Genomic DNA, 16079 nt, shown 5'->3' with positions numbered 1-16079 from the left:
CCAGAGGGAGAGGGGATTACACTCTTGTTTTTTGGGATGTAGACAATGATAAATAAGGGTAACTAATCTCTGGGTTGTCGGTTTACTTTTGATGCGTCAAGGGATATCAGATTAAAGGCGCAATTGTGTACTTTTGCCGGGAGGGCACGGGCGTTTTCGGGCTCATTTTCAGAAATGAGGGCAAAAACGGAATGGACGCGTGGTAAACTCCTTGGGTTGAGCCAAAAATAAAGATCCAATCGTCTGCCTTCCAATATATTAGCGAAACAAACTACATGAGTGAAATAGGCGGTAACAAAACCGGGAGTGCCTTTGACTGGGACGTGCTGCGGAAGATTTTCCGGTTTGTCACGCCCTACAAGAAGGTGTTCTACCTGGTGATTTTCCTGACGGTGGCCTCGGCGTTTCTGGCCACGGTGCGCCCCTTCCTGATTCAGGAAATGGTGGACAAGGAGATTCTGCAGTATGACTGGCAAGGCGTGAACCAAATGTTCATCTGGCTGATAGTTTTGCTGGTGGCGCACACGGCGGTGTCTTATTTCCATACGTATTTTGCCGGTTGGCTGGGCCAGTACGTGGTGCGCGACATACGCGTGAAACTCTACGAGCACATCTTAAAGCTACGACTTAAGTTCTATGACCGCACGCCCATTGGTACGCTGGTGACCCGCAACGTGAGCGACGTGGAAACCCTTTCTGACGTGTTTTCTGAAGGTCTGGCCGCTATGATTGGCGATGTGCTGCAACTGGTCTTCATCTTGGGCTACATGTTCTGGATTGATTGGAAACTCACTTTGGTGAGCCTTTCCATGTTCCCGTTGTTGATCATCAGCACGTACATTTTTAAGGAGAAGGTGAAGGCCTCTTTCCAGGAAGTGCGGGGCGCGGTGGCCAAGCTCAACGCTTTTGTGCAGGAGCACATAACAGGCATGATGGTTGTGCAAATCTTCAACAACGAGGAGCGCGAGATGAAGAAGTTTGAGGCCATCAACAAAGAACACACGCGCGCCAACATCAAATCGGTGCTATATTACTCGGTGTATTTTCCGGTGGCCGAGGTGATTGGCGCGGCTGGTACGGGCCTCCTGGTCTGGTACGGCGCGAAGGGCGTGATTCAGGACACCGTCACGCTGGGTTCTCTGATTGCGTTTATCATGTACATTGCCATGTTCTTCCGCCCAATTCGGCAGATTGCCGATAGGTTCAACACGCTGCAACTGGGCGTGGTGAGTTCTGAGCGGATTATGAAACTGCTGGAAAGCCAGGAAATGATTTCTGATTCCGGCGAACATCGACCTGAAAACGTGCGTGGCGATGTTTCTTTTGAGAACGTGTGGTTTGCCTATAATGACGAGGATTGGGTTTTGCGCGGCATTTCGTTCAACGTGCACGCCGGGCAGACCGTGGCCTTGGTGGGCGCGACGGGCGCGGGCAAAACCTCCATCATCAACTTACTCAGCCGTTTCTACGAAATCAACAAAGGCACCATTAAAGTAGACGGCGTAGACATCAAAGAATACGACCTCGATTTGCTCCGCCGGCAGATTGGCGTGGTGTTGCAAGACGTGTTCTTGTTCTCCGGCACCATCGCCGATAACATTAGCCTGGGCAACAAAGACATCACCGAAGAACAGATGTGGCACGCCGCCAAACTGGTAGGCGCCGACCGGTTTATTGAGCGCTTGCCCGGCGGTCTGCAGTACAACGTGATGGAACGCGGTGCTACCTTATCAGTGGGCCAGCGGCAGTTGATCTCCTTTGTGCGCGCCATGGTGTACAACCCTAAAATCATCATTCTGGATGAAGCCACTTCCAGCGTTGACTCAGAGACCGAGGAACTGATTCAGTTCGCCATTTCTCAGTTAATGCAGGGCCGAACGTCTATTGTGATTGCGCACCGGCTCTCTACCATTCAGAAAGCAGACAACATCATTGTCTTAGACCGCGGCGAAATCAAGGAAAGCGGAAGACACGAGGAACTGCTGCAGACTGGTGGTTACTACGCGCAACTCCACGAGATGCAGTACAAGAATTTCGTGTAGGTGATAATTCCGTTTTCGGCTTCATTTTCAGAAACGAGCCCGAAAACGGAAATTTCTACGGACTTTCTTTGTCATGCTGAAAGGATTTCAGTGGCAAGCTAAGAAAACGTTTCGTAAAAGCCTGTCTAGTTCGCAACCGAGATCCTTTCAGGATTACAAAAGAAGAGTAATTCGTTCTTGCGGTTAGTTTCACCGTGCTTACTAGCCACAGAACAATCAGCAATTAACAAGCAGCAATTTCATAAATGAATAAGAAGTTTTTTATCTACATGGCGGTGGTGTTGGCCATCACCCTCGGGATTTACGCGTACGTAGGCGGTTTTTCAAGCGTTGACATCACCAAGGCAACCTCTGAGCAGACCTTTGTGGTGGGCCGCTATTACCAGGGCAACCCAGAATCCAAAGAGCTGGGCGAGCGCTTCACCGAGGTGGGCCAGCTGGTGGAGAAAAAACAACTGACCGGCGATTTTGCCGGCATCTATTACAATAAACCCACCAAAGAAACCAAGTTGCTCAAGGCATTTATTGGCGTGGCCGTGGCAGATTCTACGGTGGCGGTGCCCCAAGGCTTTGAGTTGCGGGTGGTGCCCGCCGGCCAACCGGTGCTGCTGGGGAAATCTGAGGCAAGCGTGATGCTGGCGCCCAAATTAATCTATGAAGCCCTGTTTGATTACGCTGAGGAGCACAAGCTTGCCCTGCAGGAATTCTACGTGGAACGTTTCCCAGAAGGCAAGCCCGCCCAGATTCAGGTGTTTTTGAAGTAAGAATTCCAAAGAGTTGGTAGCTGAAAGCTTCTTCTGCTAGCTTAGGAACTCAAATCATTTCACGCATTTCGTCTTCTTTACAGAGAATTCTATTCTTGACCGAATACATGATATAAGAAGTGCTTTTGAACTGATTTCCTTCCGAAGTTTCTCCCTGTAAAATTCCTGTTTTCGGGCTCATTTCCAGAAATGAGCCCGAAAACAGGAATTTTTGTTTGAACAAAGAAGCAGATTTAGGTGCTCGGTTTCTAGAATTCCTTCGGGTTTACGGCGGTAAGGGCGGGCACGTCATATTCGGCTTTTATGCGTTGCACCAGGCGGTTGCTTTTGCCTCTTATCTGAAACTCCACCACCACGGGGTTCTGGTCCCAATGTATTTTGAGAAGCCCAAAGTTCAGGCGGTCTTGTATGGCGCCTACGCGGTGGCGGTTGGGCTCAATGAAAAAGCCGTCTCGCCAGTTATGGGTCAGGCCGCTGCTGGTAAGATCATAAAGCGGATAGGGCACGCCGGGCCAGTCTATCTTAGACAGTTCGGCAAAGTGGCGGTCTCCGGAAAGCAAGATCACATTGGCGGCTTTGGTACGGGCAATGAGGTCAAACAGCCGCTTTCTGGAAGCCGGAAAGTTGCCCCAGCGCTCATACCGGTGGTCATCTGCAATAAACTGCAGGCCGCTGCCAATGAGGTGGAACTGAGCCGTGCTGTTGGTGAGTTCGCGTTCCAGCCACTGCCATTGGGCCTCGCCCAGCATGTCACCGGTGGGGTTGGGTTTGTATTTGGGTTCTTCGCCTATTAAAGGATCACGGTGGTAGCGGCCGTCCAGCAGCAAGACTTTCACCTGCTGCCCCGGCGGGCCGTAGGTATGGGCACTGTACACGCCTTCCTGCTTTCTGCGGGGGCTGTTGGCGGGTTCGTCTACAAAATCCCAGAACAGCTGTTGGCTCTCGGCCTTGTGTGCGTATTCTTTGCCTGCGTTGTTCTGCCCGTAATCATGGTCGTCCCAAATGCCAACCACGGGCACGGTGGCAAGCAGTTTCTGGTAGCCGGGCTGTTGCCGCTGTTTCTCATATTTGACTTTGAGCAGCGCCATGTCCTCGGTGTCGCCGTAGATGTTGTCGCCTAGCCAGATCCAGAGTTGCGGGTTGTTTTTGAGAATCTCTTCCCAAAGCGGCTGCTTGCGGTCCTGGGAGTTGCAGGAGCCCAGGGCAATCACCGACAAGGGGGCGGAGGCCGAAGCCAGCGGCAACGTCTCCAGCCGGGCAGTGTCTGTGGACGTGCAGGCCGTTAGCAGCAGAAGCAGCAATAAGGTGTAAATGGAGGCTTGTTGAAAAGAGCGCATAGGCAGGCGTACGGCACTTTTCGGGTATAAGATACAGGCGTACCTAAAACCTTTTGCTAGTGAAAGAAGGCTGTATGGAGTAGCCCACAACAAGAAGGACCAGCCATGGTAGGCTAGTCCTTTCGTTTGTGGTGTTGGCTTGCGCCGGGTATATAAAAAGCCCCAAAGGTGGGGTACAATTTTGAGTTAGCGGGTGTTCATAATCCTGAACGCCTCTTCGCGTGAAATCTCCCTTTCTGCTAGAAGCAAGTCATTGTGGCCCACTATCAGCAACTGAAAGTTTTTCTTGAAGTCATGGTAATATATCAGCATGGTGAGGTCTTCATACCCCCGCATGAAAATCTTCCGTGCTTTGGTTTTTAAGTTATATAATTCAAGCTTTATTCTTCTCAGTTGCTTCATCATGACCTTTCTGGCATCACTTTTCTAAGACGCTGCAATAGTACTTATACCATAAACCGTGCCTAATTGTTTCAGTATTTATAAATGAAGGTTGTTGTATTATTAATGTATTGTGGTTGGTGATGATATAGCAAATAAGGAGATGGCACTACCGGAAAGGCCTTCAATATAGATTTTCGCGCATATTTTACGCACTTTGGATAGACTTAATTAAATAAGGGGTTAGTAAAATTTTAAGAAATAGCCCTATCCAAAAATGCCTTCCGCCGTATAGAGTGATAGAGACTGCACACTCAGAGTACTATTTAAAAGCGATTGGTATGAAAAAGTATTATTCATTTTTGAGAAGCGTAGCCGCCGTTCTGGCATTGGCAGTATTGGGCCTGCAAGGGGCTCAGGCGCAAAAATTACAGGTGAACGAACTCTTAAGCCTGCAGACAAAGTCAGTAGAGGAAATAAGAGCATCTTTAGAAAGCAAAGGCTGGCTCTATGACGGCAACTGCGGCGGTGATGAAACACCAAGGCACTGTTTCAAGATAGGCGACGGCGGTACCAGCCTGGCAGCGGTGCTGTACGTGGAAGGTGACGGGGTAGGCGAGCAGGCTATTGAATACACCGTCTTCCGGAAGGGCCTGATCAGTCAGTTACAGAGTAGCTTGCGTGCTGCCGCCATGAAACTTACCCGCCAAGACCCTATTGCCCCCAACGTGAAACTCAGAATCTATGAGAAAAACGGGAAAGTAGCCGTGGCCCGCGGCGGACTGGAGCAAAACTACTACAGCCTCAAGATTCAACCAAAGCCCGCGTTTGAGCGCATGCAGGCTTCCAGATAATTTTCTGTTTTGGGGCTCTTTTTCAGAAATGAGCCCCAAAACAGAATCCACCTAAAAAAGCCGAAGGGCAGGAAAGCAATATCTTTCCTGCCCTTCGGCTTTTTTAGGTCTTTAGTTATCTGAGAATGTATAACCGCAAAAGTTATAGATCTCAGCCAGTGGTGCTACTGGCGGCAGTGTCTGCTGCAACACCAGCGGGGGGTTGTCTGGTGAGACAAAACCCCAACGGTTTCGGTTGCTGTACTGCAACTCCTCCGGTAATTTCAGCTTTCGGTGTTTCATATGGTAACCTCCCTCCTGTACTAGTTAGACTGAAATTCCATAGCGCTACCCCTACGTGAGCGCCCAACAATTAACAAAAACTTAGCAATGCCTCCCAGACACGCGGTACTAATCTGCTGTGATCTGCTGCTGTGGCACTTTTGCTGTAAAAGAAGAATAAGCTGGCACAGACTGGTTTTGTTTGTCACCAACACTGGCCAGAACGCCAATGACCTTGTGAAATCTGTGTCCGGCTCTGGCAAATGGCCCCGTTCCGCAGAGAAAGAAACCTATATAGAAAGAGCCTTCTCGTTGGTTGGCCACAGCAATTATACTACTGGTGAAAGAAGCCTTTAGTTGCCCTTCATGCGTAGCCAAGTGCCCAAGAGTCAATGGAAAAACCAGCTTGAAGGCACCAAATAGTTTGCAACTGAAAAAGAATCAGATCGTTGCCAAAATTAAATGTGGCGCGTTAAATCCCGTATTTTATGCCGAAGCTGGTCTAAATGGTTCTGCTCCTGTTTCTGCTTCTCCACTTCCTCCAGTTGCTGCAAAAGGGTCTGCATCTCCGCCAGGTAGGCAGAGCGGTCTTTCTTGAGCATGGGGTCAAGAGAGGAAGCATTGGGTTGGTCCTCAGATTTGAACACGTTGCCTTCGCCGTAAATAACCCAGCGGGAATTAAGGTCTGGCAATTGCTTGAGAAAAGCCAGTAATTCATCCATGCTGTATTCTTCGCCTTGCAGAATGCAGCCCACCAGTGCCGGCTGGGTTTGGGTAAGCACAGACAGCTGGTACTTGTCCAGCTCCTTAATGCGCATGTAGAACGTGAGGCGGGCGCTTATCTGTTGTAGATTAATGGCCATAGCGGTAGTGGTTAGTGGTAAGGGTAAGGCCAGAATCTGTTCCGCCAAAAAAGAACGAACAGAAACCAGGCGCACTCCTTGGGGTATCATACGCAACAGCGGTGCCCAGTGTTGGAATTGCCCGCCTGCCGCCGGGGAACCATGCGCCCAAGCAGACGTGTTGCAGATGGGGACCACCGGCAGTAAACGGGCGGTCTTTGCCGCAATGGCCATAAAAAAGTAACTTGCCCCTATGTACCTAGACCTTCTGTGGCAGTCCTTCAAAGAATATGCGTGGTACCTGGGCGCCGAACTGCTCCACCCGCACTGGGGGAACTACGTGTACTGGCTGCTAGGGCTTTCTGTGGCGGTCTACCTGCTGGAGCTGGCCTTGCCCTGGCGCAAAGACCAACCCAGAATTCGGCAAGATTTCTGGCTAGACGGGTTCTACCTTTTCTTCAATTTCTTTTTGTTCTCGCTGATTGGGTTCTATGCCATCTCCAACGTGGCGGTGCATGCCTTTCAGGATTTTCTGGCCTGGCTGGGGCTGAAGAATCTGGTGGCCCTGGAGATTGGTACCTGGCCCGCTTGGGCGCAACTGCTCACCCTGTTTGTGCTCCGCGACTTTATTCACTGGAACGTGCACCGTCTGCTGCACCGCGTGCCCTGGCTCTGGGAATTTCACAAGGTGCATCACTCTGTGCACCAAATGGGGTTTGCCGCGCACCTGCGGTTTCACTGGATGGAAAACGTGGTGTATAGAACCCTGGAGTACATTCCGTTGGCTATGGTGGGTTTTGGCTTGCAGGATTTTTTTCTGGTACACATTGTGGCCTTGAGCATTGGGCATCTAAACCACGCCAACGTGCGGCTGCCACTGGGGCCGTTCAAGTATATTTTCAACAACCCGCAGATGCACATCTGGCACCACGCCAAACAGTTGCCCCAGCGCCACGGTGCCAACTTTGGCATAAGCCTGAGCCTCTGGGATTACCTGTTCAAAACCGCGTATGTGCCCCAAGATGGGCGTGACATAGAACTGGGCTTTGACGAGAGCCAGGCCTTTCCCCGACGCTGGCATGAACAAATGCGCTACGGCTTTGGCCGAAACCAACCACAAAATAGTGCGCAGGAGGGGCCCATGCCCCAGGCAAAGACCAGGCCAGCACCTGAACCTGAAAAAATAAGCCAACAGTTTTAGCTTATTTACGTTTGGTGGGCTTGTACATTTGTCTTTCTCTATGTGTAGGGCCAGACACTTAAGAACGTTAGCCGCAACTGGGTGTGAAAGCACAGATTTGGGTTACGTTGGAATTGCTATCTTTGCACGTAAGTTACAGTTTACGGGTTGTACGTTGCCCGCCTAAGAATATTTGTCTATGGAGACTCAGTTTGAGCCGTTGGAAATGGTCATGTTGGTTGATGATGATGATACCACCAATTTTGTGAACAAGCGCCTGTTGGCCAAGATGGGGGTGGCTAAGCAAATAGTCATCAAGAAAAACGGGGCAGAGGCGTTGGAGTACCTGCAAAGCGTAGGCAAAGCCGAAGGTGACAACAAATTCCCCGACCTTATTTTCCTGGATATTAAAATGCCGGTGATGGATGGGTTCACGTTCCTGGACGAGTACCACGCCAGCAACCTGGGTGAGAGCGAAAGCATGATTATCCTGATGCTCACTTCTTCGGCCAGTTTCTATGACTTGGAAAGGCTTAAGACTTACCAGCGCGTGAAGCAGCACTTCTCCAAAGCCTTAACCGAGACAGACGTAAAGGAAATCATGGCCCAATACAACCAGAAAAAACAAAAATAGCCACCAACAGAAAGACCCGCCTTGGCGGGTCTTTCTGTTCGTATCTATTTTTGAACCTTACGCTTCCTTAGGAACCGGCCACGTAAAATGCATGGCTGTTCCGCGCCCGGTAGAATCTACCCAAATCTTTCCGCCTTTCTCTTCTACAATTCTGCGTACTAAGGCCAGGCCAATGCCAGTGCTGTCTGGGTGGTTTACGTCACTGGTGGTCTCAAAGAGCTCAAAAATTTTCTCCTGGTCTTCTGCGGGAATGCCGGGCCCGTCATCTTCTACGGTAAACTCCCAATGGCTATCTGTTGCGTTGGCTTTCACCCAGATGTGGCCGTTTGGCAGGTCATGGTACTTAATGGCGTTGCTCAACAGATTGCTGAAAATCTGCTGCAGGTAAATTTCCTCGGCCTCTAATACAGGCAGGTTGTCTGCCACCACAATCTGTAGCTGCTCTGGTATGGAGATGGCGGCCAGCACGTGGTTAAGCAAGTCTGGCAAAGACACCTGGGTCTGCTGTATCTGCTGGCGCCCGGTGAGCGAATACGCCAACACATCCCTTATGAGGTGGTCCATGCGTTTCACCTGCAATATGATCATGGGCATGACCGCCTGCGCTTCCTCCGTGGATTCCTCGTTCAAGAAATCAGTCACGGCCTCTGCCAGGCCCCGTATGTTGTGGAGCGGGGCCTTTAAGTCATGGGTAACGGTGTGGGCAAATTCATCCAGGGTTTTGTTCACCTGCTCCAGTTGTTGGGTTTTCTCCTCACGTTCCTGCAGCAGCAGATTGATCTCCTGGTTAAAGGTCTGAAGTTCCTGGTTCAGGTGCTGGATTTCCTGCAGTTGGTACTCGGCTTCAATGGTGCGTACGCGCAGCTGCTCCATCACTTCAATGAGCTGCATGTTCTGCCGCTTAATCTCCGCATAGGGCGAAATCTCAGACTCGTGGGTGAAAAAATCGGCCCAGCCTTGAATAATGGCTTTGTTAATGGGCGGGTGGTTGCCCGGAATGCGTTTCTGCAGCCGCACGCGCGTGCCGGTGGCCGCGTCGCTCTCCAGTTTGAAATGGTCTACCAGCTTGCGCGAACTGTGTATGCCCTGGCCCTTGCCGCCCGTGGGCATGTACTTGCGGTCCAGGAGTTGTTCCAGGTTGGCAATGCCGCGGCCTCTGTCGGTAACCAGGGCCTCCAGCAGCAGCACGCCCCGGTTGTCAATCATGTTGAACCTGATGGTGCCTTCGCCTACATGCTCCAATACATTTCGGCAAATCTCAGATACCGCCGTCGCGAATTTGGTTTGGGAAGCCACGGGCAAGCCAGAAAACTCAGACAACTGCATGGCGCGCTTGTAGGCCAGTACTACGTCTAGTTCATTCTGCAGCTTGATGGTGGTGATGGGTTGGTCCATAGCGGTATTACTCAGTGGCCCGCACTACGGCCACTAACGTGTCATCTGTGGTTCTGGTGTTGTCTTTGTACAGTACTGCCGCAATCAACGTAGCATCATGGCGGGTCAGTTCCGGATATTTCTGAAAATCCCAGCGGTTTTTAAGGCCGTCTGAGTGCAGCACTACCAGGTTGCCGCGCTCCCAGGTATGGAGTTGGTCATTGACGGTGTTGGGCATGCTCATGCCAAGGGTGCCATTATAGGAAAGCAGGTTTTTTGCCTTGTCCGGTGCAATGAGCCTTCCGCTGATGTTGCCAATGCCACAGAAGCGCAAGGCGCCGGTCTCCGCGTTCCAATGGGCAATGGCGCCCACGGCTCCACGGGTTCGTTTTATGTCGGCGTGAACGCCGCGCAGAATGTCGGCGGGGGTGGTTTTGGGCTGCTGTTGGAAAGATTTCAAAGCAGATTGGCTGGCCTCATGGGCGTTGGGGCCGTGGCCCAGACCGTCCAGCACCAACAGGTAGGCGCCTTCGTAAGACAACCGTATACCCAGGCCATCGCCGCTCACCGTTTCCCCGGCCTTGGGTACCAGCACAAAGCCCATCTCAAATTTCTGTTCACTGCGGGCGGCCGGTTTGGGGGCTTTGCCTTTGCGGTACACTCGGGAGAGAATGACCGTGCCCAGGCCGCGCTGCGAATAAAGGTCAAAAAAATCTGACTGCCGCTGAATGGCGCCCAAGCCCTGGCCCATGCTCCCAAACGTGGAGACGCCGTCTTCCATCATGCGGGCGGGGTCACTCATGCCGGGGCCGTTGTCAAGGCAAAGCAGCTCCAGGCCACAGGTTTTGCCGTTGGCCAGGCAAAGGGGTTTCACCAGCAGTTCGCCACCGTTAACGCCCGCGTGTTTGAGCAGGTTGGTGGCCATCTCTGTGACAATGATGTTCACCCGGCCCACCTCGGCCTCAGAGAAACCGGCAGTTTCAGCCAGCTTGCCTATGTCACGGCGTACCACGTTCAGGAAACTCCTGTCGGTGAGCGGGAACTGGCGGTGCGCGTCAAAGTTAAAGTCCATTCTTCCACCGGATAACTGTGACGGTAGTGCCCTGGCCAGGTTCGCTCTTCAAGTCAAACTCATTGACCAGCCGCTTGGCACCGGGCAGGCCCAGCCCCAGGCTTTTGCCCGTGGAGTAGCCGTCTTTCATAGCCAACGTAATATCTGAAATGCCAGGGCCTTTGTCTGTGAAAATGAGCCGCACGCCGGGCATGCTGTTGCGGCTCACAATCTCCAGCTGGGTTACGCCGCCGCCGCCGTAGCGCAGCATGTTGCGCACCAACTCACTGGCCGCCGTGATCAGTTTGGTTTGGTTGACCAGGCTCATGCCTATCTTGGTGGCCAGTTCCTTGATTCGGTTCCGGAACAAAACCACATCCTGTTCTTTCTGTATGGGAAGCTTCTCTTTAGATAAAACTATCATAGAGGCCTTCCTCGTCTTTTTCTAAGTGGCCTATTTTGTCCCGCAATAATTCCATGCCTTGCTCCACGTCCAGGGCGGTGTACACCCCAGACAAGGTGAGGCCCAGTTCCACCAGTGTAATGGCTACCGCCGGCTGCATGCCCACCACCACGGTGGTGGCGTCCATGATTTTAGACATGGAGGCAATGTTGCCCAAGATGCGGCCCATGAAGGAGTCTACAATGCTCACCGCTGAAATGTCAATGAGCACGCCTTTGGCTTCGGTCTTGCTCACCATGTTGATGAGGTCGTTTTCCAGGGTAAGGGCCAGCCGGTCATACAGATCCACTTGAATGGTGACCAGCAGGAAGGGGCCCATCTTTAAAATAGGAATTCTTTCCATGGCTGCAGAGAATTAAAAGCCGAAGGTTTGTTTGGAACCCTCCTGGCTCTGGGCCGCCCGTGATACCTGAATGCCCAGCATGGCGAAGGACATTTTGAGCGCGCTGGCCAATGAGGCCTTGGTGTGGATGTTGGTGAGGTCAATGCCCAGGTGCACAATGGTCTGCGCAATCTCGGCGCGTATGCCACTGATGATGCACTCAGCCCCCATTAATCTGGCGGCACTCACGGTCTTGATCAAATGCTGGGCCACCAAGGAATCTACGGTAGGCACGCCCGAAATGTCTAAGATGGCAATACGGCTGCCGGTGGCCACAATCTCCTGCAGCAAGGCTTCCATCACCACCTGGGTGCGGGCGCTATCTAAGGTGCCAATGATGGGCAGGGCCAGAATGCCTTCCCACACCCTGATCACGGGCGTGGAGATCTCGCTCATTTCATTGGTTTGCCGAAGGATTACCTCCTCACGGCCTTTGATATAGGTTTCCATGGTCACCAGGCTCAGGCTGTCCATGATTTTGTGCATGGAGAGAATCTCTTTGTAGAGCACGGCGGGCTCCTCTCTGAAACGGTCTTCCAGCACATTGCTCAGTACTTCTTTCAGGCTCAGCACATAAGAGCTGGTCTCGCGCGGCGAGAAGCCCTGGCGGGCGCGGGTGATGGAGATTTCATTCAGAATGTCCTGAATGGCCTCATACCCTTCAGACTCTGTGTCAGTGGCTTGGTTGGAGCTGAACGCTTTCAACAAGGTGGTCAAAAATTCCTCAGACTGCTGCTGTAGTTCTGCCACGCTCATGAGGTCATCGCGCAGGGCGGCGTCTTTCAGCTGGTTTTCCATCCAGTTCTGCAGAATGAGCTTTTTCTTTCCTTTTAAGGCAGCGGCGCTTTCTTTGTTCATAAAGGAGGGGTGTAGGAGTTTATGTTTTGGGCCTTCCTTTTAGTGAATAAAACAACCAATGCCAGAAGCAGTGATGAAAGGCTTTGGTAAAAGTAGGAAATAAAGTTGCCATCCCATTACATTCGGCATTCGTTTTGGGGCTCATTTCTGAAAACGAAGCCAAAAACGGAAAATCAGGCGCGCAAACCCCAGCTAGAAAACCATAGAAACCCACGCCCACCAAAAAGCCGGAAAATTCCAGGGCTGGGGCAGGTGAAGGAACTCCCAGGCTTTGCGTTTTAGGGCTCATTTCTGGAAATGAGCCCCAAAACGGAATTGACCAGGCAGCGATTATTCTGACTTGAGCGCGGTAACCGGGTTAGAGAAAGCGGCGCGCAGGGCCTGCACACTCACGGTGGTGAGGGCTATGACCAAGGTAAGGGCCCCGGCAGCCAGAAACGCCCAGTAACTCAGGTCAATGCGGTACGTGAAATCCTGCAGCCACTTCTCCATGAAGTAGTAAGAAATGGGCGCCGCAATAAGAAACGCCACCAGCACCAGCACCGCGAAGTCCTTGGAAAACAGCGCCACAATGCTACCCGCACTGGCACCCAAGACCTTGCGCACGCCTATTTCCTTGGTGCGCTGCGAGACCATGAAGGCCACCAGGCCATACAAGCCCAGACACCCAATCAAGATAGCCAGCACAGAGAAGATTTTGAACAGGTGCGCCTGGCGCTGTTCCTCCACGTAGAACTGGGCAATGGTATCATCTACAAACTCATAGTAAAACACGTCATTAGGGTAGGCGCTGGACCAGAGTTTCTGTAGGTGCGCAATGGCGGCCTGGGTGTTTTTCATCTCAATCTTGGCGTTGAGGCTGTAGTAGAAATAGTTCCAGGTAGACAGCACCACCGGGTCAATTTCTTCGCGCAGGGAACCCACGTGGAAATCCTTCACCACGCCCACAATCCGGCCTTCGTTCCGCCCGCCGTTCACCAGCAGTTTCTTGCCAATGGCGGCCTGCGCATTTTTCTCGCCTACTTGTTTTAAGAAGGTTTCATTCACCAGAAACTCGCGCATGGTGTCGCTTTTGGCATACATGCGCCCGGCCACAAGCGGAATGTTGAAGGTGGTGAGGTAATGCTCATCGGCAAACCTAAAGCTCACGTTGAAATCACGCTCTATGGAAAAGTCATCATAGTTAAAAGACATGTTCAGGTTCACGTTGGCCGCCGGCGGGCACAGCGCGAAAGAAACCGATTTTATAGCCGGGTTATTTTCCAGTTCCTGGCGCAACGGCAGCAGATCTGCGGCCTTGGAGGCGGGAATGGGAATGGTCACCACCGCTTCCTGGTCAAAACCCAGGGGCGCCGTCCTGAAATACTCCATCTGGTTGTGCACAATAATGGTGCAGATGATAAGCACCTGGCAAATGGTGAACTGCAGCACCACCAGCGCGCGTCGCATAGACAGCCCCGCGGTCTGGGCGGTGGCCACTTTACTTTTTAAGGCCGAAATAGGTTTGAAACCGGACAAAATCAAGGCTGGGTACAAACCCGCAAAGAACGTGACCAATACAAGAATAAGCAGCAAGAACAAGCCTACCTCGGGGTTCTGTACAATGGAGAACGTGATCTCTAACTCCAGCAGTTGGTTGAGCCAGGGCAATAGCAGCTCAGTAAGCACCATGGAGAACAGCAAGGCCACCAGCGTGATCAAACCGGTCTCACTCAGGAACTGGAACATAAGCTGGCCCCGGCTGGCGCCCAGCACCTTGCGCATGCCCACCTCTTTGGCGCGGCGCAGGGCTTGGGCCGTGGCCATGTTCACAAAGTTGATGCACGCAATCAAGACCAGAAAGCCGCCAATAATGCCCAGCGCCCACAGGGTTTTCTTGCTTACGGTGCGGTCTGCGTAATTGGAGTACCCCTCATTGTAATGCAGGTCAGAGAGCGGTTGCAGCGTGAACCGTTCACGTTCGCCGGGACTGCGTTGACGGTATTTGTTCGCCACGGCATTGATTTGGGCTTCGGCCTGCTGGGCAGAGGCACCCGGTGCCAGGGCAAAGTACACTTGCTGGCTGCTGGTGGTGCTGTTCCAGTTGTCTGACATAAAGAAGATATTGAGCTCTTTAGACGACTCATAGGCTACCAGCATGATGAACGGAATGTCTGAGTTGCTGGGCGCGTCTGGGATCACCCCCTTCACCTGCAGGTTAATCTTGTTGTTCATGCGCACTACCTTGCCCACAGCATCTCCCCGGGGGAAATATTTTTGGGCGATGCTTTCGGTGAGCAGCACAGAGTTGGGGTCTTTGAGGGCTTCGCGCACGGGTACGCCATTGGTCTCAAAGTCAAACAGGTCAAAGAAGGCCGGCTCCACAAACATGATAGAACCTTCTTCCCTGAACTTCTTTTCCACCTGCGTGGTGTCTTGTGACAGCAGCGCGAAGGTGCCGCCTTCTTCCTCATGCAGGTGCGTGGCCGGGGTGAGCTCCGGCAGAGACGCTTTTAAAGCCGCCAGCAGGGGTGCCGGCGTGCCAGAAGACTGGTGCTTGCCGTTCTGGTCCTCAGAGTCAATGTTGACGCGGTAGATGCGGTCTGCCTTGCTGTGGAACGTGTTGAAACTCATTTCATACCTGATTATCAGAAACAACAGCAGGCTACAGGTAATGCCCAGGCTCAGGCCCACCACGTTGAGCGTAGTGTAGCCCATGTTACGGCGAAGGGTGCGCAACGCCACCAGAAAGTAATTTTTGATCATGGCCGTAGGTTAAAGAATAGCGAGTTCCTTCACGTTCTCAGAGATAATCTGCCCGTCAAAGAGGTTCACAATGCGGTGCGCGAAATCTGCGTCTGTGGGGGAGTGGGTGACCATGACAATGGTAGTGCCTTGCTCATTCAGATGGCTCAGCAACTGCATCACCTCATGCCCGTGGGCCGAGTCCAGGTTACCGGTAGGTTCATCTGCCAGTAATAGTTTAGGTTTGCTCACCACGGCTCTGGCAATGGCCACGCGCTGCTGCTGCCCACCCGACAACTGCTGCGGGAAGTGGTTGCGGCGGTGTGCAATCTGCATCTGCTCCAGCACTTGCTCCACGCGCTGCTTGCGCTCGGCGCTGCCCACTTTCAGGTAAATCAAGGGCAGTTCCACGTTCTCGTACACCGTCAGTTCATCTATCAAATTGAAGCTCTGGAACACAAACCCCAGGTGCTCTTTGCGCAGGTTGGCCCGTTGCCGCTCACTGTATTTGGAGATTTCCTGGTCCAGAAAGAAGAACTCGCCGCCGCTGGGGTTGTCCAGCAAGCCAATGATGTTCAGCAGCGTGGATTTTCCGCAGCCCGACGGTCCCATAATGGCCAAAAATTCGCCCTTTTTCACGTGCAGGTTCACATTGACCAACGCCGTGGTCTCCACCTCGTCTGTGGTGTATTTTTTCTGAAGGTTAACGGTCTTTAGCATATCTTTTTACTAGGTAATTGCTGGTTATTGATTGTTCTTTTATCAAAATTAATTAGCACGCGTTTCGTCCCCCTTTGAAGGGGGTTGGGGGATGATTGCTCCTGCTGATTATTCATTCCCGAGAATCCATTGTACTCGTTTTATTTCTATAGTTGATGGTTTCTCGGCGGGCCGTTGTCATCCCCCTACCCCCTTCAAAGGGGGACGAAATA

16 protein-coding genes are annotated in these 16079 nt (G+C 52.2%); 5 read left to right on the top strand and 11 right to left on the bottom strand.

Features of this window, described 5'->3' with window-relative positions; genetic code table 11:
• Window positions 1–275: 275 nt before the first annotated feature.
• Both IMY23_RS12835 and IMY23_RS12830 read left to right on the top strand, forming a co-directional pair.
• On the top strand, window positions 276–2042 hold the full coding sequence (locus IMY23_RS12835; RefSeq protein WP_192822469.1) for an ABC transporter ATP-binding protein: 1767 nt from the start codon (window positions 276–278) through the stop codon (window positions 2040–2042).
• A 245-nt stretch (window positions 2043–2287) separates the two neighbouring features.
• Complete coding sequence (locus tag IMY23_RS12830; protein WP_192822468.1) at window positions 2288–2806, top strand: GyrI-like domain-containing protein; 519 nt, start codon at window positions 2288–2290, stop codon at window positions 2804–2806.
• A gap of 248 nt (window positions 2807–3054) precedes the next feature.
• Here IMY23_RS12830 and IMY23_RS12825 read toward each other — a convergent pair whose 3' ends face one another.
• On the bottom strand, window positions 3055–4143 hold the full coding sequence (locus tag IMY23_RS12825; protein ID WP_192822467.1) for an alkaline phosphatase D family protein: 1089 nt from the start codon (window positions 4141–4143) through the stop codon (window positions 3055–3057).
• 186 nt (window positions 4144–4329) lie between these two features.
• Window positions 4330–4548, bottom strand: coding sequence for a hypothetical protein (locus IMY23_RS12820; protein WP_225986500.1), 219 nt, complete (start codon window positions 4546–4548; stop codon window positions 4330–4332).
• A gap of 317 nt (window positions 4549–4865) precedes the next feature.
• Between IMY23_RS12820 and IMY23_RS12815 the strand changes: the two genes are divergently transcribed.
• Window positions 4866–5378 carry a hypothetical protein gene (locus IMY23_RS12815; RefSeq protein ID WP_192822466.1) on the top strand — a complete coding sequence of 171 codons (513 nt, stop codon included), beginning with the start codon at window positions 4866–4868 and terminating at the stop codon, window positions 5376–5378.
• 111 nt (window positions 5379–5489) lie between these two features.
• Here the strand turns inward: IMY23_RS12815 and IMY23_RS12810 are convergent, their stop codons facing one another.
• On the bottom strand, window positions 5490–5660 hold the full coding sequence (locus IMY23_RS12810) for a hypothetical protein (protein WP_192822465.1): 171 nt from the start codon (window positions 5658–5660) through the stop codon (window positions 5490–5492).
• Between the two features lie 437 nt (window positions 5661–6097).
• Window positions 6098–6502, bottom strand: a complete 405-nt coding sequence (locus IMY23_RS12805) for a hypothetical protein (RefSeq protein ID WP_192822464.1) — start codon at window positions 6500–6502, stop codon at window positions 6098–6100.
• 232 nt (window positions 6503–6734) lie between these two features.
• Here IMY23_RS12805 and IMY23_RS12800 point away from each other — a divergent pair, with 232 nt between their 5' ends.
• Both IMY23_RS12800 and IMY23_RS12795 read left to right on the top strand, forming a co-directional pair.
• Window positions 6735–7682, top strand: coding sequence for a sterol desaturase family protein (locus IMY23_RS12800; RefSeq protein WP_192822463.1), 948 nt, complete (start codon window positions 6735–6737; stop codon window positions 7680–7682).
• A gap of 178 nt (window positions 7683–7860) precedes the next feature.
• Window positions 7861–8295, top strand: a complete 435-nt coding sequence (locus tag IMY23_RS12795; protein ID WP_192822462.1) for a response regulator — start codon at window positions 7861–7863, stop codon at window positions 8293–8295.
• Window positions 8296–8352: 57 nt separating this feature from the next.
• Here the strand turns inward: IMY23_RS12795 and IMY23_RS12790 are convergent, their stop codons facing one another.
• The 7 genes from IMY23_RS12790 to IMY23_RS12760 all read right to left on the bottom strand — a co-directional run bounded on the left by IMY23_RS12790 (window position 8353) and on the right by IMY23_RS12760 (window position 15867).
• Window positions 8353–9690 (bottom strand): sensor histidine kinase, encoded by a 1338-nt coding sequence (locus IMY23_RS12790; RefSeq protein ID WP_192822461.1) that lies wholly within the window; start codon window positions 9688–9690, stop codon window positions 8353–8355.
• Window positions 9691–9697: 7 nt separating this feature from the next.
• Window positions 9698–10741: an ATP-binding SpoIIE family protein phosphatase gene (locus IMY23_RS12785; protein ID WP_192822460.1), complete on the bottom strand. Its 1044-nt coding sequence runs from the start codon at window positions 10739–10741 to the stop codon at window positions 9698–9700.
• Entirely contained in the window at window positions 10731–11144 is a 414-nt protein-coding gene (locus IMY23_RS12780; protein WP_192822459.1) for an anti-sigma regulatory factor, read from the bottom strand. The genes IMY23_RS12785 and IMY23_RS12780 overlap by 11 nt, the downstream gene beginning before the upstream one ends.
• Window positions 11128–11526 (bottom strand): STAS domain-containing protein, encoded by a 399-nt coding sequence (locus IMY23_RS12775; protein WP_192822458.1) that lies wholly within the window; start codon window positions 11524–11526, stop codon window positions 11128–11130. Before IMY23_RS12775 ends, IMY23_RS12780 begins: the two co-directional genes overlap by 17 nt.
• A 12-nt stretch (window positions 11527–11538) precedes the next feature.
• Window positions 11539–12423, bottom strand: coding sequence for an STAS domain-containing protein (locus tag IMY23_RS12770; RefSeq protein ID WP_192822457.1), 885 nt, complete (start codon window positions 12421–12423; stop codon window positions 11539–11541).
• 330 nt (window positions 12424–12753) lie between these two features.
• A complete protein-coding gene (locus tag IMY23_RS12765) occupies window positions 12754–15168 on the bottom strand; it encodes an ABC transporter permease (RefSeq protein WP_192822456.1) in 2415 nt (804 codons plus the stop codon).
• 9 nt (window positions 15169–15177) lie between these two features.
• On the bottom strand, window positions 15178–15867 hold the full coding sequence (locus IMY23_RS12760; protein ID WP_192822455.1) for an ABC transporter ATP-binding protein: 690 nt from the start codon (window positions 15865–15867) through the stop codon (window positions 15178–15180).
• Between the last annotated feature and the right edge of the window lie 212 nt (window positions 15868–16079).

It is taken from the genome of Rufibacter sp. LB8, from assembly GCF_014876185.1.
Classification (GTDB): Bacteria; Bacteroidota; Bacteroidia; order Cytophagales; family Hymenobacteraceae; genus Nibribacter.
The sequence above is the reverse complement of the archived record's forward strand: the minus strand, read 5'-3'. Positions and strand labels throughout refer to the sequence as shown.